General features: G+C 68.2%; 20 protein-coding genes and 2 pseudogenes. 12 read left to right on the plus strand and 10 right to left on the minus strand.

All coding sequences use genetic code 11. From position 1 onward, the window contains the following. The first annotated feature begins 1176 nt into the window (after positions 1-1176). Entirely contained in the window at positions 1177-1896 is a 720-nt protein-coding gene (locus HCN51_RS44480; RefSeq protein WP_168018011.1) for a BTAD domain-containing putative transcriptional regulator, read from the plus strand. Positions 1897-1932: 36 nt separating this feature from the next. Here HCN51_RS44480 and HCN51_RS44485 read toward each other — a convergent pair whose 3' ends face one another. Continuing rightward, positions 1933-2319: a hypothetical protein gene (locus HCN51_RS44485; protein WP_168018012.1), complete on the minus strand. Its 387-nt coding sequence runs from the start codon at positions 2317-2319 to the stop codon at positions 1933-1935. A 282-nt stretch (positions 2320-2601) separates the two neighbouring features. Here HCN51_RS44485 and HCN51_RS44490 point away from each other — a divergent pair, with 282 nt between their 5' ends. From HCN51_RS44490 to HCN51_RS44520, 7 genes are all read left to right on the plus strand, one after another. Beyond that, positions 2602-3300, plus strand: coding sequence for an ATP-binding protein (locus HCN51_RS44490; RefSeq protein WP_168018013.1), 699 nt, complete (start codon positions 2602-2604; stop codon positions 3298-3300). 1415 nt (positions 3301-4715) lie between these two features. Next, positions 4716-5834, plus strand: coding sequence for a hypothetical protein (locus tag HCN51_RS44495; protein WP_168018014.1), 1119 nt, complete (start codon positions 4716-4718; stop codon positions 5832-5834). Positions 5835-5990: 156 nt separating this feature from the next. After that, a complete protein-coding gene (locus tag HCN51_RS44500) occupies positions 5991-6995 on the plus strand; it encodes a DUF932 domain-containing protein (RefSeq protein WP_168018015.1) in 1005 nt (334 codons plus the stop codon). Positions 6996-7165: 170 nt separating this feature from the next. After that, complete coding sequence (locus tag HCN51_RS44505) at positions 7166-7621, plus strand: hypothetical protein (RefSeq protein WP_168018016.1); 456 nt, start codon at positions 7166-7168, stop codon at positions 7619-7621. A 146-nt stretch (positions 7622-7767) separates the two neighbouring features. Next, a complete protein-coding gene (locus HCN51_RS44510; RefSeq protein WP_168018017.1) occupies positions 7768-8262 on the plus strand; it encodes a hypothetical protein in 495 nt (164 codons plus the stop codon). Positions 8263-8330: 68 nt separating this feature from the next. Beyond that, positions 8331-8840 (plus strand): hypothetical protein, encoded by a 510-nt coding sequence (locus tag HCN51_RS44515; RefSeq protein WP_168018018.1) that lies wholly within the window; start codon positions 8331-8333, stop codon positions 8838-8840. Then, positions 8837-9277, plus strand: coding sequence for a hypothetical protein (locus tag HCN51_RS44520; protein ID WP_168018019.1), 441 nt, complete (start codon positions 8837-8839; stop codon positions 9275-9277). Before HCN51_RS44515 ends, HCN51_RS44520 begins: the two co-directional genes overlap by 4 nt. 157 nt (positions 9278-9434) lie before the next feature. Here HCN51_RS44520 and HCN51_RS60480 read toward each other — a convergent pair whose 3' ends face one another. The 9 genes and pseudogenes from HCN51_RS60480 to HCN51_RS44570 all read right to left on the minus strand — a co-directional run bounded on the left by HCN51_RS60480 (position 9435) and on the right by HCN51_RS44570 (position 19817). Continuing rightward, entirely contained in the window at positions 9435-10397 is a 963-nt protein-coding gene (locus tag HCN51_RS60480) for a C40 family peptidase (RefSeq protein WP_168018020.1), read from the minus strand. Positions 10398-10436: 39 nt separating this feature from the next. Beyond that, positions 10437-11081, minus strand: a pseudogene (locus HCN51_RS63170) (replication-relaxation family protein). Positions 11082-11089: 8 nt separating this feature from the next. Beyond that, positions 11090-11308, minus strand: a pseudogene (locus HCN51_RS63175) (replication-relaxation family protein); the annotation flags it as partial. 47 nt (positions 11309-11355) lie between these two features. Next, positions 11356-13824 (minus strand): type IV secretory system conjugative DNA transfer family protein, encoded by a 2469-nt coding sequence (locus HCN51_RS44545; RefSeq protein ID WP_168018022.1) that lies wholly within the window; start codon positions 13822-13824, stop codon positions 11356-11358. After that, positions 13821-15650, minus strand: a complete 1830-nt coding sequence (locus tag HCN51_RS44550; protein ID WP_168018023.1) for a VirB4 family type IV secretion system protein — start codon at positions 15648-15650, stop codon at positions 13821-13823. Before HCN51_RS44550 ends, HCN51_RS44545 begins: the two co-directional genes overlap by 4 nt. Then, positions 15647-16603 carry a PrgI family protein gene (locus HCN51_RS44555; protein WP_168018024.1) on the minus strand — a complete coding sequence of 319 codons (957 nt, stop codon included), beginning with the start codon at positions 16601-16603 and terminating at the stop codon, positions 15647-15649. The genes HCN51_RS44550 and HCN51_RS44555 overlap by 4 nt, the downstream gene beginning before the upstream one ends. Next, positions 16600-18336, minus strand: coding sequence for a TrbL/VirB6 family protein (locus HCN51_RS44560; protein WP_168018025.1), 1737 nt, complete (start codon positions 18334-18336; stop codon positions 16600-16602). The genes HCN51_RS44555 and HCN51_RS44560 overlap by 4 nt, the downstream gene beginning before the upstream one ends. 2 nt (positions 18337-18338) lie before the next feature. After that, positions 18339-18743: a TrbC/VirB2 family protein gene (locus tag HCN51_RS44565; RefSeq protein ID WP_168018026.1), complete on the minus strand. Its 405-nt coding sequence runs from the start codon at positions 18741-18743 to the stop codon at positions 18339-18341. A 309-nt stretch (positions 18744-19052) separates the two neighbouring features. Then, positions 19053-19817, minus strand: a complete 765-nt coding sequence (locus tag HCN51_RS44570) for a hypothetical protein (RefSeq protein WP_168018027.1) — start codon at positions 19815-19817, stop codon at positions 19053-19055. A 1034-nt stretch (positions 19818-20851) separates the two neighbouring features. Here HCN51_RS44570 and HCN51_RS44575 point away from each other — a divergent pair. From HCN51_RS44575 to HCN51_RS44590, 4 genes are all read left to right on the plus strand, one after another. Next, the gene (locus tag HCN51_RS44575; protein WP_168018028.1) at positions 20852-21667 is read left to right on the plus strand and encodes a hypothetical protein; all 816 of its coding nucleotides are present in this window, start codon (positions 20852-20854) and stop codon (positions 21665-21667) included. Continuing rightward, entirely contained in the window at positions 21664-22542 is an 879-nt protein-coding gene (locus tag HCN51_RS44580; protein WP_168018029.1) for a TRM11 family SAM-dependent methyltransferase, read from the plus strand. Before HCN51_RS44575 ends, HCN51_RS44580 begins: the two co-directional genes overlap by 4 nt. 670 nt (positions 22543-23212) lie before the next feature. Further along, on the plus strand, positions 23213-23404 hold the full coding sequence (locus HCN51_RS44585; RefSeq protein WP_168018030.1) for a helix-turn-helix transcriptional regulator: 192 nt from the start codon (positions 23213-23215) through the stop codon (positions 23402-23404). Beyond that, positions 23401-24765, plus strand: a complete 1365-nt coding sequence (locus tag HCN51_RS44590) for a tyrosine-type recombinase/integrase (protein WP_168018031.1) — start codon at positions 23401-23403, stop codon at positions 24763-24765. The genes HCN51_RS44585 and HCN51_RS44590 overlap by 4 nt, the downstream gene beginning before the upstream one ends. The last annotated feature ends 5 nt before the right edge of the window (positions 24766-24770 follow it).

Below are 24770 nucleotides of genomic sequence, written 5' to 3' on the forward strand. Positions count from 1 at the left end.
CCGATGATGCCTTCCATGTGATGAATATTTGGCGTCTGTCCTGCCGTCTGGCTGCATAAAATTATCGACCGAGGCTGATTATTGGTGATTTGCATCGCGTTTCTCTGATCATCGTGGGTGGAGGAGTTGATATACCGGAACTGACATGACCGGCTCCGCGGGAGGTGCCTGATGATTCGGGAAAACCTTCTCGTAAGGGGCAACAGGGTAGGGCGTTCGGGTTCCACCCGTTACCCTGCCCTAATCGCTGTCACGCTCGGCGTGAGCCTCGGGGCACCGCTTGCAGCGCAAGCAGGTGCCGCTGACTATTGCCCGCCAGTCTCCGAGCAGGCGTATCAGATGTTCGACATCAAGAGTTGGTGCGCCGCTGTCAACGATGACTTCAGGAACGGGCGGCCCGTAGACCTTATCGGGAGCCTGCAGAAACACCGGAAGCGTCCTGCTCCTTCCGCACCTCCTCAGAACCGATCAGACCAGCCAAGAGTGAGGATCACTCCTTCTCGTCCCTCCGGCGGTGAGCGGCTGGATCGAGATCCAGATCCAGTGAAAACACGTAGGGCTCCGGCGGTTGAGCGAAGGCCAGGTGCTGATAACCGGAGCCGGACTGAGCCGAGGCGCCAGCATGGGGACCAGATCGAGCGGCCACGGCCAGTCAACCCCGAAGAGAAGCGCGAAAGCTCGCGCAAGCGGAAGAAGAAGGGTTCTCGGCATCAGGAACGGCCTACCGCGGCGCCACCTTCGGTTTCAAGCATCCCAGTGCCGTCGCCCGTCAGGTCCCGCACGGAACCAGCACCCGGCATGAGTTCTCCCGCGAATCTTCCGGACAAGCACGTCTCCGGTGACACCTGGCCTGTTCCGGTAGGCGGTGCCGTTTTTGCCTTGGTCGTGATGCTGGTCAGCGGTTTGCTGATGCGCTGGGCCCGCGTACGGACCGTACCGAGTCTTACGATGACGACGCTCCCTGCAGGAACTCGCCCGCGTCAGCAGCCGTCTGCTCCTCCACAAGTGCAGCACAACCATGCGTTGGCATCTACAGCCTGTCCGACCAAGGAGGTGACCGCGGCGGAGCCTTCTCCTGAGGTCGAGGAGCGGAATTGGAGCCACCAAGAAGCGGGGGTCACACCGAGCGAGCCTCCAACAGCGTCGCTGGTCGTGTGTAAGCCGGCTATTGCACAGGTGGAGGTCTTCGGCCCCTTGCGGGTGCGAGTAGCGGAGCAGGAAGTTTCCTTCGGCAGGGCCGATGGCCGTGCGCTGCTCGCTCTGCTGGCCACGTCCAAGGACGGCGAATCGTCGGAGTCCTTGATCGCGCGCTTGTGGCCCAGGGACGGGGAGCGGGGCGTGCGCCGGCTGGAGACCGCCATCCGTGACATCAACGGTGCGATGCGCCGGGCGACGGGACTCGGTGCCGAGGTGAAGTTCGTCGTCAAGGCGGAACAACGGCGCAGCTTGCCGCCGGTGCACTTCGACGTCGACTGGTGGCGGTTCGAGCAGGCGTACGTGAAGGCCAACACCGCCGATTGCGACTCCGGTCGGCGGGAAGCGCTGCGGCAGATGCTGGACCTGTATCAAGGCCCGTTCCTGGCCGGTCGGGATGACCTGTGGTGCCTTCCCCTCCGTCAAGCCGCGCTGAACCAAGCCCTGACGGCGGTGACGCAGCTGGCCGAGTTGGAGCGCAAACAGGACCCGGATGGCGCCTTGGGCACCCTGACGTTGGCAGTCAATCGGATCGATCCCCACAGCGAGGTGCTGTGGTGCCAGATCATGACGATCCAGGGCGAGCTGGGACGGTTGCCGGCAGTGGAGCTGACCTTCCGGCAGCTCACCGAGCGCCTGTCGGAGATTGACGCCAAGCCTGGGGCGCAGGCTCGGCGCACCTACGAGCGCTTCATCAAGTAGGTTGACGGCTCGCCTGGCAACGCACCTCTGTGTGGATTACTCCGCCTGGGTGAGTGCCTTCTGATCGCGTGCCGGGTACGTGGCCAGGGCCTCGTTCGGTACGAGGTGAGCAGGCGTGGTGCCGTAGATGCGGGCCAGGAGGCGGAGCGCATGCGCTGGCGGGCGGCGGCCCGAATGGGGCCAGCGCTCGTAGTCGTACAAGCGATCTTCGCGCAAAGCCGCTCTCGCGAGGTCGAGGCGGGCGTGGGCGGTGACGACCTGCCTTGCGGTGAGTCCTGCGGCGTAGCGGTAGAGCCGTAGCGGGCTTACCTGGTGGTCGAGGCTGAGGACGATGGCGATCTGATCGATGGTGAAGCCATGCTCGCGCAGCAGGCGGCTGCGGCGTCGGCAGTCGAGAAGCGTCTGATAGCCCTGGCCGGACATGCGTGTGTTCCTTCCCGGTGATGGCGTTGATGGGTGCACCCGGGATCGGGTCGGTGGAGGGTAGGGCGGCTGGGTTGAGCGGCTCAAGCTGCTGTTTGGGGTGATCGATCCGTCCGGCCTGGGGTGGCCGGGGATGACGGCGCTGGCGTTGTCGCAGGTGGTTGTGGCTGGAGGCTGGGTGGTTCTGGGCCGTGGGATTGGGGGTGTGAATCGGGCGCGAAGGTGGTTGATGGTGCTGGCCGCTCCCCGGATCGACCGGGGTGTCATCGGAGGAGATCAGCGGTGAACCAGTACTACGACCAGGAGATATGCGTTCCAGAAGGCGGCTTTCGGCATGGAGGAGAGCCGCTGTGCCAGGGCCGGTTGCCGGATCTGCGGCCAGCTCAGGTCATGGAGGGCGTTCGGGCCGGATGCGCCGGAGACGGCCTGGTGTGGCGGCAGGCATTCGCCGGCCGAGAGGATCAGGCCGCGCCCGCGCGTCATCTGGTGCGGCTGTTGCTGCGAGACACGGTCCGGGCGGAGGACGCGGAGTGGGTGGCGGCCGAACTGACCAGCAACGCGCTTCACCACACGAAGTCCGGTGCGCGGGGCGGGTTCTTTGTGGTGGAGGTGGCACGGACCGCTTCGGTCGCTCGGGTGACGGTGTACGACCTGGGTGGGGGAGCTGTTCCGGACTTCGGCCGAGCGGTGGCCGCCGCCCGGCGGGAGGAGCCGGACCTGAGCGAGAGCGGCAGGGGACTGGCTGGGGTGGCTGCACTTGCCGATCGGGTTGGGCTGGCGGGGAACCCCGCGTGCGGGCATGCGGTTTGGGCCGAGTTCAGCCTCGTCTCTGGCGGTGCCGAGCCCCGTCAGCGAGTCGGGCGCGACACGTCAGGTCGTCATCAGGGGTTCGATGAGCACAGCCAGGGCGTCGTCATGGCCGCGAGCGTAGGAGATGTGAATAGCTTGGACCCTTCGATCGCGCTGCGGAGGGCCGCGTAAGCCAGAAGGCGGACCAGGTGTCCGCATACGGTCAGGAGGCGTGGGCGCGGCATGAGCTGCGGAAGCTGCGGAGAGAGCGCCCGAACTGGGCGTTCTTGGTGGTGCATTACCGCTGGCTGGCGCTGCGCGGCAAGCACTCGGTCATCGTTGCTACCGGACCCGACACGCTGCGGGCGATGCTGCCCGAGATAAGCGGCGACCGACTCCTGTCCGCCATGGGGCCAGAGATGGATCACGTCGAACCCCAGAGAGCGGAGACGGTTGATATACCCGCCGGGACAGTGCTGAGCGGGGCGATGCCGGCTGTGAAGGCCGGGGTGTTGCCCGCGCGCCTGTCCGGGACAGGCACGTGGGTGGCCATTCCGCGTCCGGTCAGGACGGGACGGCGGCCATGGCGATGGCCGTGGTCACGTCGGCGTGCTCGTCACGCGCGAAAGCGTACAGAGTCGCGCAAGCAGCCCGCTGGCGGAAGGCATCGCATGAGCGGATGGTTGCCCATGGTCATGGGGTGACTCTGCAACGGCCTGTTGCCCGGTGACCTGCAAACGGCTTGAGATGAGCGCGTGAGGCAGGGCCAAGGCTGGAGGCGCTCGCAAGGGATGTCGGTGTGAAGTTGCGGGTAGCGTTCGTCTGCGCGGTTAAGACCGCTACTCCGGGCAGTGCCGTTTTCCATGGTCAGCGCCTTTCGGGTGGCGCGCTGCGCGCCCCGACTCGCCTTAAGGCGACTGGGGAATAGGTGTGTGGGCTTGTTGTGGGTGGTGGCCGGCGGCTTGACTGGCCGGCTGTCTAGTGTCCGCCCGCCTGACTGTTCATCACCGGACATCTTGATGCTTGTGCCGCGGTGCCGGCGTGCATTTGACCGGCGCCCGCCGAGCCGAATGTTCGTCGGTTGTGCCCGGGGTCGTGGGCGTCTGGAGGGGTTGAGACGCCATCTCCTAGAAGGGCGTCTCGATCGTCGTCGCAGCGATGGGTAAGGATGATCACCGGGCTGGCGCCGTCGTACATCAGTACCCGTACGGGACCGCAGGCGACCGGCCTGCGAATGTGGGCCGCGCCCACCTCGAGTGCACTTTCCGTCATGTACATATTTCGTTTCGCCGCCCAGGGCGGGAGTGTCGCTGAAGTCTTCGCGCTTCTTCTTGAAGTGGATGCATCCCCATCGTTGCGTTGAGGGTTGGCGAATTTAGGGCGACCCGGTTCCGGTTAGGAAGTCAAGCTTCTTTTAGTGCCTTCTCGCAGAACGGTTTAGCAGCTCACCAATCATTTAGTGAGGACAGCCTCTCCAGCCGTTGCGGTAACCGAGAAATACGTTGCGACCGCTTGCCATGGCCCGGCCAGCCGAGACATCGTCGAGCCACACGGAAATCGTCGGCCCCGGAATTCAGGGCCGGAAAAATGGAAGGGATGTGCCCGCGATGGCAACTCGCAACCTCGAAACTCGTGCCCCGGAAATCGTTTTTGGCGACACCCTCGAAATCACCTCCGGCAACGTTGCTGATATGGCCCCGTACGCGACGGACACGGCTGCCACACCGCCCTCCGGGGCGACGGTGGGGGACATGCCGAACGACCGTCAGGAGGCGCTGTGGGCCGCACTGGTGGCCAACCCCGGCGCATCCGCCACGGTGATCGGCGCGGCGGCGGGAATGAGCCGGATGGCTGCAGGCAAGATCCTCAACCAACTCGTGGCCGAAGGACGGGCCCGAAGGGAGACGGGCGGGTACGACGGAACGGGCCGTGGCCGCACCCCCGACCGCTGGTATCCGGCCGTGACCGACACCGCGTCGCTCGTTGAGCAGGACCACGGCGAGGGTGACCTCCGAGCGGTGCAGGACGACGCCACGGTCATACCCGTCCAGCCCGCTGACGAGGTGATCAGCGATGACTCGGCCCCGACGAGCGCCGAGACGGAGGACGCACAAGAGACCGCTGCGAGCACCGTCTCCCCACAGTCCGACATGGAGATGCCGCAAGCAGTCAGAGAGGAGCCCGGCGTCGCGGAGCCGGAGGGCACTCCCGCTCCTGGTGACGGCCAGGTGGCGGCCCAGGATCAGGAGTCTGGAGAGGGCGAGGATGCCCCGGCGGCCGACATGGATCCGGCGCGCGAGCAGGCGCGGACCGAGCTCCTGGAACTGGCCGAGCTGTTCATCGGTGCGGCGACCGCGATAGGGGAGGGCGAGGAGGCGGTGCTGGCCCTGGGCCGGTTGGAGATGGCCATTGCCCGCGCGCCGCAGGTGCACCGCAGCGCCCGCGCGGTGCTCACCGGAACCACCCCGGCCCGCCCTTCGGGTAGGGGCGAGGGCGTGGCGGCGGGGAGTTCGATCCGGCACGGTGCGCTGCGCGACCGAGTGCTGGAACACCTCAACGAGTACCCGGGCAAGGAGTTCACCCCGTACGAGATCGGGCGGGCCCTGGACTCTTCCTCCGGTGCCGTGGCCAACGCCCTGGACCGGCTGGTCAGCCTCGACCAGGCCGAGCTGACCTGCGAACGGCCTCGCCGGTTCCGCCTCGCCAGCACGTCCCCCACCTTCTGACGCCAGGCGGAGAGCGGCCTCACATGAAGGTCCGCTCTCCGCCTGGGATCACCTCCTGCACCGGGCACGTACGCCTCCCCTCCCGTGCCGAGGCCCGGCCTCTGTCCCTCCCCTTCACGCCTGTTTCGCGACCTGCCTTTGAAGGAGGCAACTGTCATGGCTCACGAGATCGAGATCTTCGCCAACGGTTCGGCCGGGTTCGCTGCCGCCGGTAAGCCGGGCTGGCACGGGCTCGGCTACACCGCGCCCGGCCCGATGACCGCCGAGGAGCTCCTGTCGAACGCCCAGCTCGCCGGGTGGAACGTGCGCAAGGTACCAGTCGGTCCGGTGACCGACCCGCTCACCGGCCAGCCGGTCACCACGGATGAGGACTTCCTGGTGGTGCGCACCAACCCGGTCACCGGTGCGCCGGAACGGCTCGGCCGGGTCGGCCGGGAGTATGAGGTGCTGCAGAACGAGGAGGTGACCGCGTTCCTGCAGACCCTGGTGGATGAGTCGGGGGCGGTGTTCGACACCGGCGGGTCGCTGAACAACGGGCGGCGCATCTTCGTCACCATGCGGCTGCCCGAGCCGCTCATGGTCGGCGGGTTCGATCAGATCGACCTGTACCTGGCGGCGTTCTCCCGGCATGACGGGTGGGGGTCGTTCGTCACCGTGGCGACCCCGGTCCGGGTGGTGTGCGCCAACACCGAACGGGCCGCGCTGGCCAACCATGCCTCGAAGTTCACCGTCCGGCACACCGGCCGGATGGCCGGGCGCATCGCCGAGGCGCGCGATGCGCTGAAGCTGACCTGGAAGCACGGCCAGGCGTTCGCCGCCGAAGCCGAAAAGCTCCTGGCCACCCCGATGGATTTTGCCGAGTTCCGCCAGTTCACCAACGTGCTGTACCCGATCCCGGCGGGCGCGAAGAATCTGGCGCGCAAGAACCGTGAGCTGACCTTGCGCCAGCTGGAGCACCTGTTCGCCCACGCGGCCACGCAAGAGCCGATCCGCAACACCCGCTGGGCCGCCTACAACGCGGTGACCGAGCGGCTGGACCACCGCAGCCCGGTGTTCGGCGGCCGCGATGTGGCCGCCGTGCGGGCCGAGCGGGCGCTGCTCGACGACCACGACCACGCCAAGATCAAGACCCGCGCGTTCCGCCTGCTGGCCACCGCCTGAACCGTAGTCCCACGCGCTCGGTACGGCCCCGGCGCGGGGCCGTACCGGGCACCACGCCGCTACACGGCGACATGCCCGGAGCCGCCCCCGACGCCGGGCCCATGGCCACATGGGCCACCCGGCCCGGCCCACCTCACGTACGTCATCAACCGACACCGAAGGAGATCGTCATGGGACGACTCGAAGACCTGGCCGTCCACTACGCCAACGCCGCCCGCTGGGAACTGAGCGAGGCGCTCACCCGCATCGCCACCCTCGACGACGAGGGCACGTTGCACGACAAGGACCTGGGCCGCATCGCCTACGCCTACCAGCGGATGTCGTGGTGGCAGCAAGTCACCGACCTCACCCACGGCCGCGAAGAACCGATCGACGGCGCGACCGCACTGCTCACCGTTCGGCAACGCGCCCAGGACCTGCTGATCAACGCCCGCCCGGTGAACAACGGAGGCTTGTTCGTCCTGGCCATGGCCGAGGCCCGCAGGGGCGGGGCCCGAGCCTTTCTCGACGCGACCGAGAAACTCGCCGACGCACTGGCTCTCCTAACCGACCACGACGCCCGCCCGGGCGAGGGGACCACGCCAACCACCTCCGGGACTGAGCAGGTCGAGGGGAGCTGTCCGTGACGCCATGCGCCAGGTGCAGCTTGGAGGCCCCGACCAGGCGCTCACCACATGACCCTCACCTCTCACCAAACCCCTGTCACCTCACGAAAGGACGACACACGATGGATGAGTCCCTCCAGCCCGGCCCTCTGCCTCCGCTCTGTCCGGTGGGCAGCATCACCCCCGCGCGGGACGCCACTCTCGACCACGAAGAGCAGGCGTGGCCCTCGTGCGATCAGCTGACCACCGAAAAGATCACCGCCACTCGTCACACCTGCTACACCGCGGCAGCGAAGGCGATCTTCGCCTTGCAGAACGGACAGCGGTTCACCGGCGAGCAGCTGTTCGTCACCGCCCACGCCCAAGCGGTACGCGCCTGGTGGGACCTGGTGGATGAGGAGATCAGCGGTAAGAAGCTGACCTCCGATCACGCGCTACGCCGGGTGCGGTCCTGGGCCCGCCACTACCTCACCACAGAACCTCCGGCCGCCCGGCCGGGCACGTTGTTCGATCACGCCCTCGCCCACGCTGCTCGCATGGCCGCCCGCGCCTTCCTCAACGACAGCGGCCACCTGCTCACCCAGCACCTCATCCACCAGGCAACTAACTCGGCTACACCCCCCGACGGGTCTGCCGCACCGACCACGCCTGCAACGCCATGAGCGAGAAACCGACCGCGCCAACGCATCCCGGCGCTGGCGACACCCCCGAAGGAAAGGACACCCAGGTCATGAACAACCCCGAGCAGCATCCCGCCACCGGCGCACCTCCCGAAGGGACTCCGACCCCTCTGAAGGCGATCATCGAGCAGGCTCGCAGCGCTCGCCAGCATCACACTGATGATCTGTTCCGGCGTCTGGGCCGGGGCGAGCGGCTGACGGCCGGGCAGATCTACGACACCCTGCACGCGCACACCGTGTGTACCTGGTGGCTGCTGGTGGCCCGGCACATCGAGTACGCCGACAGTGGCGGCTTGCGCCCGTCCCAGGCCGTCGCCAGGTTCATCTCCTGGATCGCCCCCTACGCCACCGATCCCATCCCGCCCGAACCCGCGATGCTCGCAACGGCGCCTCGGGCGGACGTCGAGCGCGCGCCTGCCCTGGACCACCTCGAGCGCAGCCTGGCACTGATCCGGCAAGACGCCGCCCGCACGTTCCTCTCCCAAGCCAAGACGCTTGCGGTGGTCTGCTCGGCGGAGCAGAGCCCTGGCGCTTCGACCGGGCAGGAGACCACGGCATGATCCACCCCGATCGCAGCGGCGAACCCACGGCCCTGGCCGCCGGGAACGGCCCGGAGCTGAAGCGGACGGATCGGTCTCGTCTGGAGTTCTTCCAGATACTCGGCTGGAGTTGGGACATCACCACGGCCAAGAAGCTCACCCAGGGCCGGGCCCCGGAGAGGCTGATCGTGACCGAATGGTGGGCGGCCATGCTCAACCTGGTCGCCATCGATGCCGAGCACGCCGCGCGGGTCGATCTGACCGAGCCGCTGATCGCGGCCACGGTCCCGACCGGCGGCATCCTGATCATCGACGGCTGGCACCGCCTCTGCAAGGCCGTGACCATCGGCCTTCCGGAACTGCACGCCGTGGTGCTCACCGCCGAGGAGGAACGCGCCTGCCGGATCTGCGGCGGAGAAGCGCCGGTAGCGGAGGAGGACATGGCCGGTAGCGCCTGAGCCGGTGACGTAGGTGGCATGCCCCGCCCAGCACAAGTCCAGTGTGCTGGCCGGGGCACACCTCCTGCACCACCGGATCAGGCCCGTCTGCCAGGGTCTTTCCCATGACCGGGGGGTGCTCACCCGCCATGATGGGTGCGGTCTTCTTTGGTGTACGTCAGCGTGGGTCTGCTTGCCCGGTGGCGGGACGTGTGAAGCCGACCAGGTCACGGCGCTGGTAGGTCTCGATTCTGACGACGCTGCGGCGGTTGGGGGCGTGGATCATCTGCCCGTTGCCGAGGACGAGGCCGACGTGCCCGGGGCCGTCGGCTTGCATGTTGAAGAAGGCGAGGTCCCCGGGCTGTTCCTGGCCTGCTGGGATGGGTGGTCCGTGGCGCCATTGGTCGGCGGCGACGCGGGGGATGGCGATGCCGGCTGCTTGGTAGGCGCGCATGGTCAAGCCGGAGCAGTCGAAGGCAGCTGGTCCTTCGGCACCCCAGATGTACGGTTTGCCCAGCTGGGCGTGTGCGTAGGCGAGAACGGCTGTTACCTGTTCGCCCGCAATGGGGAGCACGCACGCGTTGGTGAGGGCGTCGACGAGATGCTGGGCAAGAGGTTCCCACCGGGTGTAGGCGTCAGGGTAGGCCGAGCGCTGCACGGCCTGCGCCGCTCGGGTGAGCGGGAGCCGTTCCCACTTGGGAACGTCGGCGAGGCGGCCGTAGAACTGGCGGGCGGCATGAGCAGGGTCGAGGACCTGCTTACGGGTGCCCCAGCCTTGGGAGGGGCGCTGCTGGAACAGGCCAAGAGAGTCCTTGTCGCCGTACTCGAGATTGCGGAGCCGGGATTCCTGTAGAGCCACGGCGACAGCGATGACTGCCGCTCGCGCAGGCAGATCGCGCTCGTGGGCAACCTGGATGATGAGCGCGGCGTTGCCCCGCTGCTCTTCCGTCAAGCTCTCGCCGAAGCCTTGGAGGGCTGGCACGGCCGAGGCCGGACCGCTTCCGAAGGTGCCGCTCCTTGCCGCAGTCAGGCAGGTCGCGCCGCCCAGGCCGGAAGGGCCGAGCAGCATGCTGGTGACGGCTGCGATGACCGCGATGATGAGAAGCAGGAGGAAGGCGGTGCCGGCCACGGCGTACTTCATCTCGCTCAGCTCCGTTCCGGGGCGGGACCGGTCAGCAGGTCACGTACCGGCTTGCCGGTCGGCGGTGGAAGCTTGCCGGGGCCAAACAGTGCCGAGGTCGGCGAGGTGGAGCCGGGGCCGGTCAGGGCCGAGGGGCAGCCAGACGGGTCCGGCCGGGCCGTTGGCGGTGTGCACGGCCGTGGCCACCGGGACCTCGGTGCTGGCCGCGAGATGTTTGCGGAGGTTGGTTTCCCGGGTGCGGTTGGGAAGCCAGAACAGGACAGGTGTGCTGATGCCGGTGGCCTCGGCGAGATCGGCATAGCCATGCAGCTTGGCGGTGACCTTGGTGAGAGTCTCGGTGCCGGTGTCGTGCTCGAGAAAGAAGTCGATCTCCCGGTTCTGGTCGATCCAATGACCGTAGGCGTCGGGACGGGCCAGGTCGCCCTAGAGCCGGGCGCAGCGCCGTTCGGACCACCACGCCTTCACCTCGGCCTCGGTGCCGGGTCGCCGGGCGTGGTGGTGCAGGTGGGAGAAGAAGTCGTTGACGCCGACCTGATGCCGGAGCCGGGAGGAGACGGCGATGGGGTCGTCTGGGTTGTAGCCGAGTTCTCTGACGGTGACGCCTTTTCGGCTGGCGAGAGCGGCGGCGCCTGCACGGCCGAGAAGCCAGTGCACGGGCTGGGAGCCGGTGCCGTACGGGGCCAGGGGCGAAAGCGGGTAACGGCGTTGAGCGCGTACAGGGCTCCCAGGCGCTTGCGGGCCGACTGCGGAATGCCGAAGAAGATGCGCTGTAGCTGGTGGGTGGTCAGGACGCGGTGCTGGTGCAGGTACGCGAGGATGTTGTAGTCGCGGGGCGTCAACCGGGCGGCGAGTGTAGCCAGGGTGACGCGGTCGAGGCGGGGCTGGCCAGCGGGTACGGGCGTTGCGGGCATAACGGATCTCCTTCGTGGATGGTCTGCTGGTTCGAGCCGACGGGCGGCTACGTGTTGTAGGTGCGCGGATCGAGTTCGGGTGCGTCTCGTTGGGAATGCTTGGCCCCTTGCCGGGGCGGGGCGTCGGCTGGTGCCGGGCTGTTGGAGAAGCGATCGCGCGAGGACTGCCGGATTTCCTGCTCCCTGTCGGCGATGAGGGGCGGAAGCGGCCGCGTCCGTAGGGTGCAGGCGGGAGTCTGCTGCCCGTTGATGACCAGGCGGGTGGCGGCTTGGTAGGCGCCCAGGTGCGTGAGGTCGTGCGGAGTGATGAGCGGGCTGGTGTGGTGTTTGAGCTCGGCGGCGTCCTTGGGCGAGGCGTTGAAGTAGATCTTGTTCCGGGCATCGGCTGACAATGCTTCGCGGAGATCAGCGGGGAGCTGATCGAGGTGCTGGTGGGCCAGGGTGAGGGAGAGGCGGTAGCCGCGTGCCTCGGCCAGGACGTCGTTGATGTGGCCGGGCAAATTCAGGAAATTTTGGCATTCATCGAGGTAGATGGTGGCGTCCGAGCGCTCCGCTTCTGGCTGGGTGGCGCGGCGGGTGGCGGCCTGCCAGGTGTGGGCGAGCAGGATGGAGCCGAACAGCCGGGCCGCGTCGTCGCCCAAGATGCCCTTCGGCAGACGCGCCAGGATGAGCCCGCCGCTGTTGAGCAGCTTGTCGATGGACACGCTGGTGGTCGGGCTGGTCAGGGCGTTGCGTACGAAGGGGCGCAGCAGCACGGCGCGCAGCTTGTTCATCACCGGGCCGATCACGGCGGCCTGACCGGCGGGGGTGAGGGCCTCGTAGGAGTTCCAGAACCCTGTCAGCAGGTCGTCGTCGAGCTTGTCGGTAATGCGAGCGCGGAAGGCGGCATCGGTCAGCAGCCGGGGTACCTCACCCAGGGTGGCGCGCGAGCCGAGCACCCGGGTCAGGGTGAGACATGTCGAGCGGAGCAGGTCGTCGACGCGAGGTCCCCAGGCGGAGCGGAAGCAACGGTGGAAGATGGTGACGATGGAGTCGACGGCGAAGGCGGGGTTCGGTCCGGCGAGTACGTTGATCGTCGGTGGTGGCGCTGGGTCCTGCGGGTCGAACACGACGGTCCTGCCGATCGCCCGCTCGGGAAGGCGGGCGAGTACGTCGTTGATGAGGTCGCCCTTGGGGTCAATGACCAGGGCGCCCCGCCCTGCGGCGGCGTCGGCGAGGATGAGATTGGCGAGCAGGGTCGATTTGCCGACGCCGGTACCGCCGAGGACGTGGGTGTGGTGGCGGCCGTCGGCGACCGGATGGGCTATGGGGCGCTGTGGGCCGCTGTCGCTGTCGCCCAGTACCCGGACCGGGCCGTTCACCGTGTCGCACGGTACGGCCGGGCTGGGGGCGATGGGGCGGGCTCCGGCGCGGGCGATGCCGGGGGCGTCGGTGTCCCAGGGCAGGTGGGCCAGCGCGACCAATTCGTCGACGGACAGCAGGTAGCCGCGATCGAGGCGACGGCTGCGGGTGACTGCGTGGACGCGGAACATGCGGGCGCGGCGCAGGTGCTGATGCCCGGAGGTGAACAGGGCAAAGACGCCGGCCAGACTATGAGCGAGCCCCCGCAGCCGGCCGGGTGCGGATGCGTCCTCGCGGGTGGAGGCGATGGTATAGCGGATGGCGACCTGATAGCGGGGCTGTCCTGCCTTGGTGAGAATGGCGCGGACCTGCTCGGCGCGTTCTGGGAACGTGCGGGCCAGCTCGCCGGGGTTGTGATGGCCGGACATCGGGGCGAACTCGTCGAGGACGTGGCCGAGCGGGCTGCTGCTGCGTGCGCCCCGCAGGTGCGCGGCTGCGCGGTGCGCGCGGCGCAGGCGGTGGCCGGTGGTGGGCCGGGCCAGCACTTGTACGAGCGCGTGCTCGCCGTTGCGTAGCCCGCTCATAGCGCTGAGCAGGGAACGGACCGGGTCGCTCGCGTGGTCGGTCTTGAGCGGGTAGTGCTCGGCGCGGCCGAGGATCAGCCGCCCGCCCACGACATGCGTACCTGGTGGAAGCGGGTGGGTGGCGGGGGTTGTGGTGACGAGCGCGCCGGGCCAGGCTGCGTGGACGGCCTTCTCCACGATGCCGGGAGAGACACTGCCGGGCACCCAGAGGCGAATGCGTACGCCGGCGTCGTCGCCGTGGTACTCCCACACCAGGTGGGGCTGGCCCGCAAGGAGGCGTTTCCAGGCGGGGTGAAGCAGACCGAGGAGCTGGCTCCACAACACCTGGGCCCCATGCGGGTCGCTGTCGGGCGGACAGGAGATCTCGAGCAGCCGGGCGTCCGGGGCCAGCCTGCGGTGCCGCAGCCAGCCCAGCATGGTGTGGGCCAGCATCAGCACTCCCACGAGGAGCAGCACGATGCCGGCGACGTGCCAGCCGTAGCGCAGTGCGTACTCAGGCAGCCGCGCCGGCAGCTCGCGCAGGAACTCCAGTCCCTCTTGGACGTCCTGATCACTGATGTCGCAGAACAGGTAGGGTACGGTCGGGTTCATAGCGGGTCGCTCTCCTCATCCAGGTCGTAGGCGATGGCGCTGCATGGTTGATCCGGGAGGGGAATCGGCGGGTCTTCTGGCTGGCCGAGGAGGGCCAGCTCGGCAGGGTCGGTCGTGATCAGAGCCGCCTCGGCGGGCGACGCGACGATGCTCAGGGCTATGCGCTTCGCGGGGCCAGCGACCATGAGGGCCTCGCCCTTTTCGGCGGTGAGGAGGAACTGTCGTTCGCCGTCGGACAGGTCGAAGGCGTCTCCGACGGCGATGATGGCCTGCGGGGCCTGGCGGAGCAGAATCTGGCTGGCGGCGTTGGCGACGATGGCTTGGCCAAGGTCGCTGCCGAGCAAGTCGGCGGCGTCCTGGGTGATGACGGCGAGGCCGGCCCAGTGCTTACGAGCGGCCTTCGCCATTCGGTACAGGAACCGTGCGCCTTCGGCCTCCTTCATCAGCAGCCAGGCCTCGTCCACCACGACCAGGCGTTTGCGCCGGTCGCGAGGGTTGGCCACGCGCCGCCAGATGGCATCCAGCGCCAGCAGGGTGCCGACCGCCTTGACCTCCTCGGGCAGGTCACGCAGGGAGAAGACGATCAGATGTCCTGCTGGCGTGCTGGTGGTGGGGCCGTCGAACAGCTCCCGGTAGGAGCCGGCGACGTACGGAACGAGCTGGGCGGCCAACTCGGAGCCCGCCTTGCCGGCCCGCAACTCGGTGACAAGGTCTCCCAGGAGCGGTGCGGGTCTGGTCCAGGTGGTCGGGTCGCGGGTGATGCCAGCCTGCTGGTAGGTGGTGAGGATCGCGGAGTCGAGCGTCGCCCGCTGGGACGGGGCCAGCGGGCCGCCGAGCATGGTGGCGATCAGCGTTTGCAGGAACAGCGCGCGCCGGGACAGCACATCGTCGTGAGGACCGTGGCTGGTCGGCAGGTCGAGCGGGTTCCAACGCACTCCGGTGGCGCCGAGCCGCAGGTGTATGCCGCCGACCGCGTGGGCCAGGCGTGCGTATTCGTCTTCGGGGTCGACGACGGCCACCTCGACGCCTTGATAGAGCAGGCGCAGGGCTTCGAGCTTGGTGAAGAAGCTCTTGCCCGCGCCGGAGCGGGCCAGGGTGACGGAGTTGTGGTTGTCCTGGGCGAAGCGATCCCACACGACCACGCCGGTGCCGGGGGTGCTCAGCCCGTACAACACCGCGCTGTCCCCGGTCGCGGTGGGCAGGTCGGAAGAGGTGAACGGGAATGCCGCGGCGAGCGCGGTGGTGTCGAAGGTTCGGGTCAGCTGCACCGCGTCCGTGCCGAGCGGCAGGCTGGTGACCCAGCCCTGCAGAGCGCGGAACGTGGTCGGTTGCGCATCCAGCAGTAGCGAGGCGGCGAGTGCCTGCACCCGCTCCACCTCGGCGTCCAACTCGTCCTGCGCGGTGGCGTGCACGGTGAGATAGAGGCCGACCTTGAACAGCCGACCATGCCCTCGGGCCAGGCTGGCGGCCAGCTCGGTGGCGTCGTCGGCGGCGGCCTCGACGGCGAAATCCTGCAGACGGCCGTGGGCGGCGTCTGCCCGGCTGGCCGACTCCAGCCGGGCGAGCTGGCGGCGCAGCCGCATCGCCGCCACCGCCTGAGGAATCGGCTCGATGTGCAGCGACACGTCTAGGCGGCCGGGGTAGGTGAGCAAAGGCTCCAGCCAGCCGGCGCCGACCTCACGCGGGTAGCCGACGACTGCGAACGAGCGGGCCACCCCGGCGGGAAAAGTCAGCGTGCGGGCGCCGATCTGGAGCGCGCCCGGCGCGAGCGGCATGGACGGTTCGGGCGCATCGCCCTGGTCGCGAGCAGGTTGGGGCCGTCTCATCGGATCTCCTGGCCGTCGGTACTGGTGATGACGTCGTTGGGCAGCGCGGCTGGGCTGGGGTGCCAGCCGCCAGGGTCGAGGCACTCGGAGAGCACCTGATGAGCGGCGTCGGCGTCCACGACGCTGGCGTGGATGCCGAGCACGGCCAGGGTGCGGGCGGCCTCGTCGGCCCGGCGCAGCACGACCGCCGCTGCGGCCTCGCGCCGGACGTTGCGGCGTCCGCGTGCCGGGCCTTGATCGCGCAGCACGATGAGCACCTGCCGGGCGAGCAGCTCTCGCGAGGTGTTGAGCTGCTGCAGGAATGCGGCGTGCTCCGTAGCGCTCTGGGCGAGGGCCGGATGGGGCAGCTCCTCGGCGCGCTGCTCGATCACGGCGATCAGTTCGCCGAGCTCGATCGGCCGAGCGCGGAGCAAGATCTGTGTGGGCGCCGGCAAGGAGTTGAGCCAGCGACCGAAGGCACCCACCAGAGCGGCTTGTTCAGCGGTGGTGCGCAGGTGGAAGGAGACGGTGCTGGTTTCTACCAGCACCGCGACCCCGCCGTCGGCCAGCTCCAGGGCTCCGTCGGTGCGGATCGCGTGCACCGGCAGGCGGAGCGGCGCAGGCAGCTTGCCACGTAGCCGGCACCAGGCGGGCGGCCCGGTCACCTCGCCGGTGGCGGCCACCAACTGCTTCGGGGCACGGGCGAAGCGCAGTCCGGCCAGACCGAACAGATCAAGCGTGAGACCGTCGCGGCGGCCGAGCGCGACGGCCAGGCCGACGGCGAGTAGCGGCAGCACCAGCCCTGCTATCACCAGGACAGGCAGCAGCCGGTGGAAGAGATAGTAGATGAGGGCGGCCAGCCCACCGGTGGCGCCCACGATGATGATCTGCCGAATGGTCAGGCCGTAGACGACCTTATCGGGCTGCGCGATATCGGCGGGGATGTGTGCCAGGAGTGGCTCCGGCTCGTTCATTGGCTGTCCCTCCTGCGTCTGCGGCCGGGAGGTGGGTCAAGCCGCAGGTGGAGCTGTCGGGGTCGCGCGGGACGGGTGGGCATGCCGGGCAACATCGGCTGGGTCCAGGGCGGTTTCGGGCGGATCCACGGGTCGGTCGGCGGTGCCGGGGTGGGCGCTGTGGGCGGGCGGGGCACGCGCGTGACCGGGAACGGCAGGGCGAGCTGGCGCCCACGTGGGACTGCCGTTCCTGGCCGCTGTGATCCTGGGCGCGACGCCGTGGCTGGGAGGTTGAGCGGCAGTTGAAGCTGCTGCGGACCGTGCTGAGCAGCTGGGTTGGGCGTGTTCATCGGTGGCGTTCCTCCCGCCGGATGCGATCTCTGTGGCCCGCCGCGCGGCCGTGGCCCGGCCAGGCTGGGGCGTCCCTTACCGGTGGTGCCGGGTGGGCGACCGGGGCGGCGCGCGGGCCTGGCGTTTCTGGTGGCGGTGCGGGCGGTTCTGCCGCCCTTGGTGAGCGCGGTCTCGGCCAAGCCGAGGGTCTTGTAGACGATCAGTGCCTTGGCCAGGCGGGTCAGCAGCTGCGGCTGCGCGGGTTGCCAGACCGAGCGGGCCACCCAGCTGGGAATCTTGATCAGGATGAACAGCAGGCCGATCAGCACCAGGGTGTCGATGGCGCGCATGACGATCGGCTTCACTGCCGCCAGGACCGGCTGGTCGGGGCCGGTGGTGAAGGCGTCGGCGGCGTCGGTGAAGTACACCTTGAACGCCAGAATCAGCACCAGCGCTTGCAGGACCTGCATGACCAGGACGCCGGTGAAGGCGCGCCACCACAGCCGGGCGATGTGCTCGGTCTGCGGCAGCGCGTGACACAACAGCGCGAGCGGCGCCGCGATCATCAGGAACAGCAGCAGCGCGATCCGCACTACCGCGATGAAGGCCAGGATGAGGCCCATCACCACCGCGATCGCGACCATCCAGATGAAGAACATCTGCGGGGCCGCCAGCTGGCCGACCGGGTTGGCGAGCTTGTTGGCGATCAGGTCACCGGCCCGCCGCCCGTCGACACCGTCCCCGAGCAGGGCGGCGACCAGGCCGTTGGCCAGCTCGATGGCGTACTGGCAGACGGTGAGCGAGAAGTTGAGCGCGATGGCGGCAACGACCACGCGGGGTGCGACCTCGGCAGCGGTGGTGGAGATCTGCACGCTCCCGTACGCCATCACGATCACACCGCCGGCCAGCACGAACAGCGCCAGCAGTGTATTGGCCACCACCCGCACGTGCGCGGACAGCTCCTGCACCCGCTCCACCATGTCCGGCGGCGGCGCGGACAGTAGCAGCGTGCCCACGGTCTGGAAGGCGGGCTGGATCGCCTCGGTAACGATCGAGCCGAACCAGCCGTTCAGCGCCCGGTTGATCTTGCAGCCGAAGTCCAGCCAGCCGCACTCCTCCGCCCCACCGCTGCCCGGCTGCGGCGTCGGCTCTGCTGCCGGAACAGCCGGTCCGCTGCCCGGGTGCGGGTGTGGTGGTGGTGTGAGCATCGGCCCCGTCGGCGGAACCGGCGGCAGCGCAGGTGGCGATGTGGCGGGCGGCGTGGGCCGCGGATTTGCCGTGGGTGAGGGAGCCGGTGGTGGATCTGGTTCGGCGGCGGCCGAGGTCGCCGTCATGGGCAGCGTGATGGCGAGAAGCATGAGGATCCGCGCCAGGTAGCACATGACGGCCGAAAGCGTGCTCGCTGTGGACGGGTGGTGGGTCATCGTCAGGAACCGACGATGCCCTTGAGGACGCTGACGAGCAGCGGGGCCAGGACGGCGATGCCGTAGCCGAGGGCGGCGTAGCGCAGGGTCTTCTTGGCCGCCTCGACCTCGCCGGGGTCGCCGCCGGCCAGGATGTAGCGGACCCCGCCGACGGTCAGGAACAGGGTGGCGAGGGCCACCAGCAGACCGACGATCACGTTGCGCAGGTTGTCGATCACCTGGTTCAGCGAACCCGCACCCGTTCCGCCGGCAGCGCTTTCTTCGGCTGCGAGGGCCGTGACGCTGGCGGTGGCCTGAGCCAGGTGCGCCAGGACGAGTTCCAGAAGCGTGCCGAACGTCACGGCCGCGAGGATGACGATGGTGACGAGCAGGGTCTTGCGGGTGGTGAAGCGGGTACGCGGGATCACGGCTGCCTCCCCGGCAGGATGTCGATGGGTGAGCGTGGCGGCTGGCGTGGGTGAGAGGCGGCGCGGAGGGTGCCGGCCCCAGGCGAGGCCGGGTGGGCGTCCTCCTTCTGGCGTGGTGTGAGCGGGTGGTCCGGTGCTGACAGGAACCGGGTGACCGGGTGCGGCCTGTCCGGCGGTCGGCGCCGTCCGCGCTGCCTTTCACCTGCTAAAAGACCGGGGGGAGAGGCCGAAATCAGACATCAGGGTCGGCAGTATTTGCTCGTTCCTGGCACTCGGCTCTGGTTGGAGGGCATGGGTTGGTGCGGGCATTCATCCGGGGTTGCCGGACAGGTCGCCGTTCAGCAGCGCCTGACGCAGGCGGGCCTCGGCACGCTGGCGGCGCTTGAGCGCGGTGCAATACAGCACGCCGCGGGCGCGGCAGTAGGCGTTGAGCGGAAGGTGGTCCAGCCGCGTCATGGAGATCAGCTCTGCCGCATCGGCGGAGATGATGCCGAGTTCGACGGCCCGGGTCAGCAGCAGGTCGGCATGCCCGGCCGGGTAACGCAGCGTGCGTCCGTCACCGTCGATGTCAGGCTCGGGGAGCAAATCCGGCCGCTGGATCGCATGGGAGCGCAAGACGGCGAACTGGGTCAGCCGCGACAGCCGCAGCAGCGGGTGCGACCAGGACAATTCCGCCCGGCCGAGTGCCTCCATGAAGCACGCCAGCACCTCAGCCTCCAACTCCTCGCGCTCGACGTAGAGCGTCTCGGTGAAGGTCCTGATCAGGCGGCGCAGCATCGGCGCCGCCAGCGCGACGGCGGCAACCATCCAGGCGCCCCGGTGGGTGCGAGCCTGTTCGATGAGGTGCCGCCAGACTTCGTCCCGGGTGGTCCGGCTGCACGAGGGGTGCAGCAGGAGGACGCCCAACTCATCGAGCGGGACTGGCCGGGCGGGCAGCCCTGATCCGAGGGCAGTGCCGTCGACTGCCAGCGGCTGAGGTCCCTCCATGAGCAGCCTGAACAAGCGCTCGGCCAGGTCCAGCGGGCGTGCTTGCGCGGAGAGGGCGCTCGGGCAGTCGTCCGGTCCTGCGGCCATGCCGCGGGAGGGGCGGTGGGCGGTGTCGTCGACGGTGTGAGAGCGGGTGTGAAACATGGCAGCCCCCCGAAGGCACGTGAGCGGATTGGGATGCTGCTCATGCAGTCAGAGGCCGCGTACAGGAACTGGACAACTTCCGGGCAGACTCCGGCCCGGCTAAAGATCACTTCAAGGAGCGCAGAAGCTCTCGGAACTGCCCTCGACCTGGGCGGATGTGGTTGTCGGAGGTAGTTTCGCGAATGTCGGAGCCCACGGCCGGTTTGTGTCCGCTTCTTGACCGATAGGGCTCTGACCTGCGAAAATAAGATGGACTTGGGAGAGCTGGGTCAAAGATATGGAAACTCCGCTGCATCCGATGAAGCGGGTAGTGGGGTGGCCGCGAAAGATGCGATTGCGGCAGGCGGGCTTGAGGGACGTGGCGCCGACGATCGCGGCGGTCGGTGTTCCCAGTGCTCATGGATGATCGCTGCTGAGGCAGCAAGGAGCCGGTGATCTGGACCCTCTGGAGTAGCCCGCGGGGGCGCACCGCTCCGCGTGGTCGCGCGAGGGCCGAGCAGTAGCACGGCCGTCATGAACCGTTCGAGAAGGACAACCGTCATCCCGGCAGTGGTGTGCCTGGCTGATGGAAGACGCCAGATCTCCGACTGCGGCGGCGTTGGATGCCAGAGAACAGAGGCCGGTGCACGGGTTCTGTCCGGACCTTGTCCAGAATCTGTACGGGAAATCGGAGGCCCGGAGCAGCGAATGGCACCAGGTCCTGCTCGTGAGAGGCGCTGTCGAGATGGGCGTCGATCACCTCGTGCCCGCTGGCCCCGCTCGGACATTGGATCACTCTGCACTTGCTGGCCCGGGGGAGCTGTCGAAGGCGGTGTGACTGAATCTTTACCTCTGGCCATGTCCTAATTCGGCCTCGGAGGCCGGTATTTAGAGAGGTGACAGGGATCAGGTGACCCGAGGGATCGGGCCACACCACCATGACACCATCCACACCCGCCGACGTCCGCCAACTCACTTCCGTTCAGACCGCTCGCGTAGTGGACGCACGCCATCTGCCGTTGAGTGTCTGGCCGGCCGCCGCTGACACCGAAACCGTTGCCGCCTGCCGCAGCGGCTGCTGCGTCCCGGTGAGTGAGTCGCTGGCCCGCCATCTGGTCACCGCGTGCACCCGGCTCGGCGACCTCGTGATCGACCTGGACGCCGCCGACCACCACATCATCTCCACCGCCCTGACCATGGGCTGCCTGGCGACCGCCACCATCACGGACCCCGCCCTGGCCCAGGCCATCGGCCAAACCCTGGCAACCACTCACCCTGACCACGACCTGGCGATCGCCGATCTCCGTCTCACCCGCCCCGACTCACCGCTCGCCGACCTTCGAGACCTGACCGGGGCTGCCGCCTTGGTCCTACACAGCCACGCCTGCCCGTCCCGCAGAACCGAACGGGCCGACGTGGCCGAACGGACGGCCCTGGATCTGACCGGATCGGCGAAGCTGCTGAAACCCGGAGGTCATCTGGTCGTCGTGACCGGCCTGCATCGCGACCAGCAGTCTCTCGTCGACCCAGCTCCCGCCCTGATCGCACAGGCCCAACGCGCGGGACTGCTGTACCTGCAGCACATCGTCGCCCTGCGCGTCCCTGTCCGCGGTGAGCACATCGAGTCGCCACTGACTTGGGGCGTGCCGAGAGCGGAAGCGACTGCCGCCGGCGTCCCCCTCAGCACTCGCGCGCACAGCGACGTGTTCATCTTCACTCGGCCTCGGATCACAGTCGCTCCACCGGCGAGCGGTGATGAGGGCGCGAACAATCCGATGCTGGGCGATCGTGCCTGGCTGGAGGGAGAACTATGACCAAGAGGACGACCTCGGTGTGGGCAACCGGCCAGCAGCCCTCCCGTACTCAGCGGCGGCACCGCTACCTGCCCGAATCGATGCAGCACCCGGGCAAGATGCTGCCCGCGATCGCCGCCCGCGCGATCGACACCTACACCCAGCCGGGTGACCTGGTCATCGACCCGATGTGCGGCATCGGCACCACCCTCGTCGAGGCCGTCCACCTGGGACGCAACGCGGCCGGCGTGGAGTACGAGGAGGGCTGGGCCAAGCTCGCCGTGGCCAACCTCACCCACGCCCGCCGCCAGGGCGCCACCGGCTCCGCCACCGTGCTCGCCGGCGATGCACGCGGCATCGCCCGCCTGCTGCCGAACCTGACCGGCCAGGCCGCGCTGGTGCTGACCTCGCCACCGTACGGGTCGGCCACGCACGGCCACATCCGCTCCACTCGGGACACCGGCGAGCCGGGCATCCGCAAATGGAACCAGCTCTACTCACGCGATCGCGCCAACCTGGCCCACCAGAGCCTTCCCGCGCTGCTGGACGGCTTCGCCCAGATCCTCACCGGCTGCCGTACGCTCCTGCGCTCCGACGGTGTCATCGCGGTGACGGTCCGCCCGTACCGCCATCGTGGAGAGCTCGTCGACCTGCCCGGCCACGTTCAGAGAATCGCTCGGCGTGCCGGACTGGAACTCGCCGACCGAATCGTATGCCTGCTGTGCGGGCTCGGCCACGGCAAGCTGCTCAACCGGGCCTCATTCTTCCAGCTCCACGAGGCACGTAAGGGTTGGGCCCGCGGCCTCCCCATCCATGCGACCGCGCACGAAGATCTCCTGATCTTCTCCACTCAAGCCGCGCCCGCAACCGCTTCGGCGTGCAGGAGAGCCGCCTAAGAGCTCAAGAGCTGAGGTCCCGGAGGCAATCGGCCCGGCAAAGGTCATGCCATGAACGCGCCGTGCCATCGGACTTGACGATCGCCCTGGAGGTGCGGGTCCATGTCCCGCGCCCAACAGCTTGGGACACCCGCTATGCCAAGCGATCATCCCATCGGGCGGCAGGCGACGAGCTCAACCACCGGAGCATCGAGAGGAGGGTTCTCATGCGTGACGTTCAGCGCCGTCGCGAAACAACGAGTCAGTACCGCACCCGCATGTAGCGACATCAAGCCGTACAGCGCTCATGAATAGCGGCCCCAGCCTGGCCATACATCCGCCAAGACGTCTGCCAGGCCGAGGGCCATCCACCCCAGCTCACTGGAGAGGATGATTTCATTTTGCACCACTCTGCCCGCTCCCACGCCGTCATCACGGTGACCGGTGGCCTCGACGGACCTACCGACGACGGTTGGGCTCGTCAGTCGAGCGATGCGCCGTTCTCCGCAAGCTCACATCACTCCATGGCGGGATCGGCTACGTCAGCTTCTCGTCCTACCAACTCCTGCACCACAACGGGGTCGGCCAGCGGCGGGCCGGGTTTCCCTCCGAGCGCCAACGCTCCGTGTCGCCCCAGCTTCAACCAGAGCCACTGCCCGGAGGCGTTCCTTCTTATCTGGGACGGTGACAGATGAGCAGGTGCGACGAACTGCTGACCGTCACGCAGGTGCTCGAGGAACTGGGTGGCGTTTCCCGCCGTACCTTCTATCGCTGGCGACAGCTCGGCCGTGCGCCGGTGTGCATCCAGCTCCCCAACCTCGAACTCCGCGTCTGGCGGAGCGACCTCACCGCGTGGATCGAGTCGCACCGGGAAGCGGCATGAAGACCACGTACGACGTCAAGCTCGGTGGAATTCAGCAGCGCTCCAACCGGGACACGCTCGCTTACATCGCCCGATGGCGTATCGCTGGCAAGGACAAGTCCAAGAGTTTTCGGACCAAGGGGCTGGCCACCGCGTTCATGTCGGATCTTCGGCAGGCAACCAAGGTAGGGGAGGAATTCGACGTCACGACCGGTCTACCGGTATCGATGTTGGCGCCCGAGTCCATCGGCCCTTCCTTCCTGGAGTTCGCCCAGTCCTATGTCCTCCGGCGATGGAACACTTCGGCGGCTCGGACACGGGAAACGGACGCGTACGCGCTCCTGTCGCTGGTCCCCGCCCTGGTGACAGAGGTCCCTCGCCGTCCCACGTCCGGAGCGCTCCGTGAGGTGCTCCGGAACCACGTACTCCTCCCGCAGATCCGGCGGCTGGAACTGACCGCGGCGCAAGCCGTAACCCTGACCTGGCTGGAACGCGCTTCCCTGCCGCTGGCGGCCCTGGGAGAGCCGCACGTCCTACGTACAGCCCTGGAGGCCATCTCGGTCACCTTCGCCGGGTCCCCGGCGGGGGCGAACACGGTGCGTCGCAAGCGCGCCGTCCTTCACCACCTGCTTGAACACGCCGTAGAACAGAAGGTGTTCGACAGCAATCCGATGGACGGCATCAAATGGACCGCGCCCAAGGCGGTTACGGTCATCGATCCTCGAACGGTGGTCAATCCCGCCCAGGCGCGACAGCTCCTCGACGCCGTCCCCAAGGTGGGACGTAACCGGGGCGCACGTCTCAAGGCGCTCTTCGCCTGCATCTATTACGCCGCGCTCCGGCCGGAGGAAGCGGCGGACCTGCGACAGCGGAACTGCATATTGCCCGCATCGGGCTGGGGCATGATCGTCTTGGAGAAGGCGCGACCCCAGGGCACGAAGCGCTGGACCAACTCCGGCGAGACCCACGAATCCCGGAACCTGAAGCACCGAGCAGACAAGGAGACACGAGAGATCCCGATTCCACCCGTCCTGGTCGCCATCCTCCGCGAGCACATCGCCGAGTACGGCACGGCCAGGGACGGCAGGATCTTCCACACAGGCACGGGCGGCACCTACTCCAGCTCGGCGCACTCTTACGTCTGGCAGGAAACCCGCAAACTCGTCCTCAGCCCAGAACAGATCACCTCGTCCCTGGCGGGCCGACCATACGACCTTCGCCATGCGGCGGTCTCGCTATGGCTGAACGCAGGCGTACCTGCTGTTGAGGTCGCGAAGCGCGCTGGCCACAGCGTGGAGGTCCTGCTCCGCGTGTACGCGAAGTGCATGGACGGCCAGCAGGAGCACATCAACTCGAAGATCGCTGATGTGCTGACCGATTAGGCCCT

Source organism: Nonomuraea composti (genome assembly GCF_012034275.1).
GTDB lineage: Bacteria > Actinomycetota > Actinomycetes > Streptosporangiales > Streptosporangiaceae > Nonomuraea > Nonomuraea composti.

Bases quoted from the DNA above. Each gene is read 5' to 3' on its own strand.
- HCN51_RS44560 (WP_168018025.1), bottom strand. From the start codon at position 18,336: ATGACCCACCACCCGTCCACAGCGAGCACGCTTTCGGCCGTCATGTGC.
- HCN51_RS44520 (WP_168018019.1), top strand. From the start codon at position 8,837: ATGATCCACCCCGATCGCAGCGGCGAACCCACGGCCCTGGCCGCCGGG.
- HCN51_RS44580 (WP_168018029.1), top strand. From the start codon at position 21,664: ATGACCAAGAGGACGACCTCGGTGTGGGCAACCGGCCAGCAGCCCTCC.
- HCN51_RS44590 (WP_168018031.1), top strand. From the start codon at position 23,401: ATGAAGACCACGTACGACGTCAAGCTCGGTGGAATTCAGCAGCGCTCC.
- HCN51_RS44485 (WP_168018012.1), bottom strand. From the start codon at position 2,319: ATGTCCGGCCAGGGCTATCAGACGCTTCTCGACTGCCGACGCCGCAGC.
- HCN51_RS44515 (WP_168018018.1), top strand. From the start codon at position 8,331: ATGAACAACCCCGAGCAGCATCCCGCCACCGGCGCACCTCCCGAAGGG.
- HCN51_RS44500 (WP_168018015.1), top strand. From the start codon at position 5,991: ATGGCTCACGAGATCGAGATCTTCGCCAACGGTTCGGCCGGGTTCGCT.
- HCN51_RS44585 (WP_168018030.1), top strand. From the start codon at position 23,213: ATGAGCAGGTGCGACGAACTGCTGACCGTCACGCAGGTGCTCGAGGAA.
- HCN51_RS44555 (WP_168018024.1), bottom strand. From the start codon at position 16,603: ATGAACGAGCCGGAGCCACTCCTGGCACACATCCCCGCCGATATCGCG.
- HCN51_RS44495 (WP_168018014.1), top strand. From the start codon at position 4,716: ATGGCAACTCGCAACCTCGAAACTCGTGCCCCGGAAATCGTTTTTGGC.
- HCN51_RS44550 (WP_168018023.1), bottom strand. From the start codon at position 15,650: ATGAGACGGCCCCAACCTGCTCGCGACCAGGGCGATGCGCCCGAACCG.
- HCN51_RS44570 (WP_168018027.1), bottom strand. From the start codon at position 19,817: ATGGCCGCAGGACCGGACGACTGCCCGAGCGCCCTCTCCGCGCAAGCA.
- HCN51_RS60480 (WP_168018020.1), bottom strand. From the start codon at position 10,397: ATGAAGTACGCCGTGGCCGGCACCGCCTTCCTCCTGCTTCTCATCATC.
- HCN51_RS44505 (WP_168018016.1), top strand. From the start codon at position 7,166: ATGGGACGACTCGAAGACCTGGCCGTCCACTACGCCAACGCCGCCCGC.
- HCN51_RS44545 (WP_168018022.1), bottom strand. From the start codon at position 13,824: ATGAACCCGACCGTACCCTACCTGTTCTGCGACATCAGTGATCAGGAC.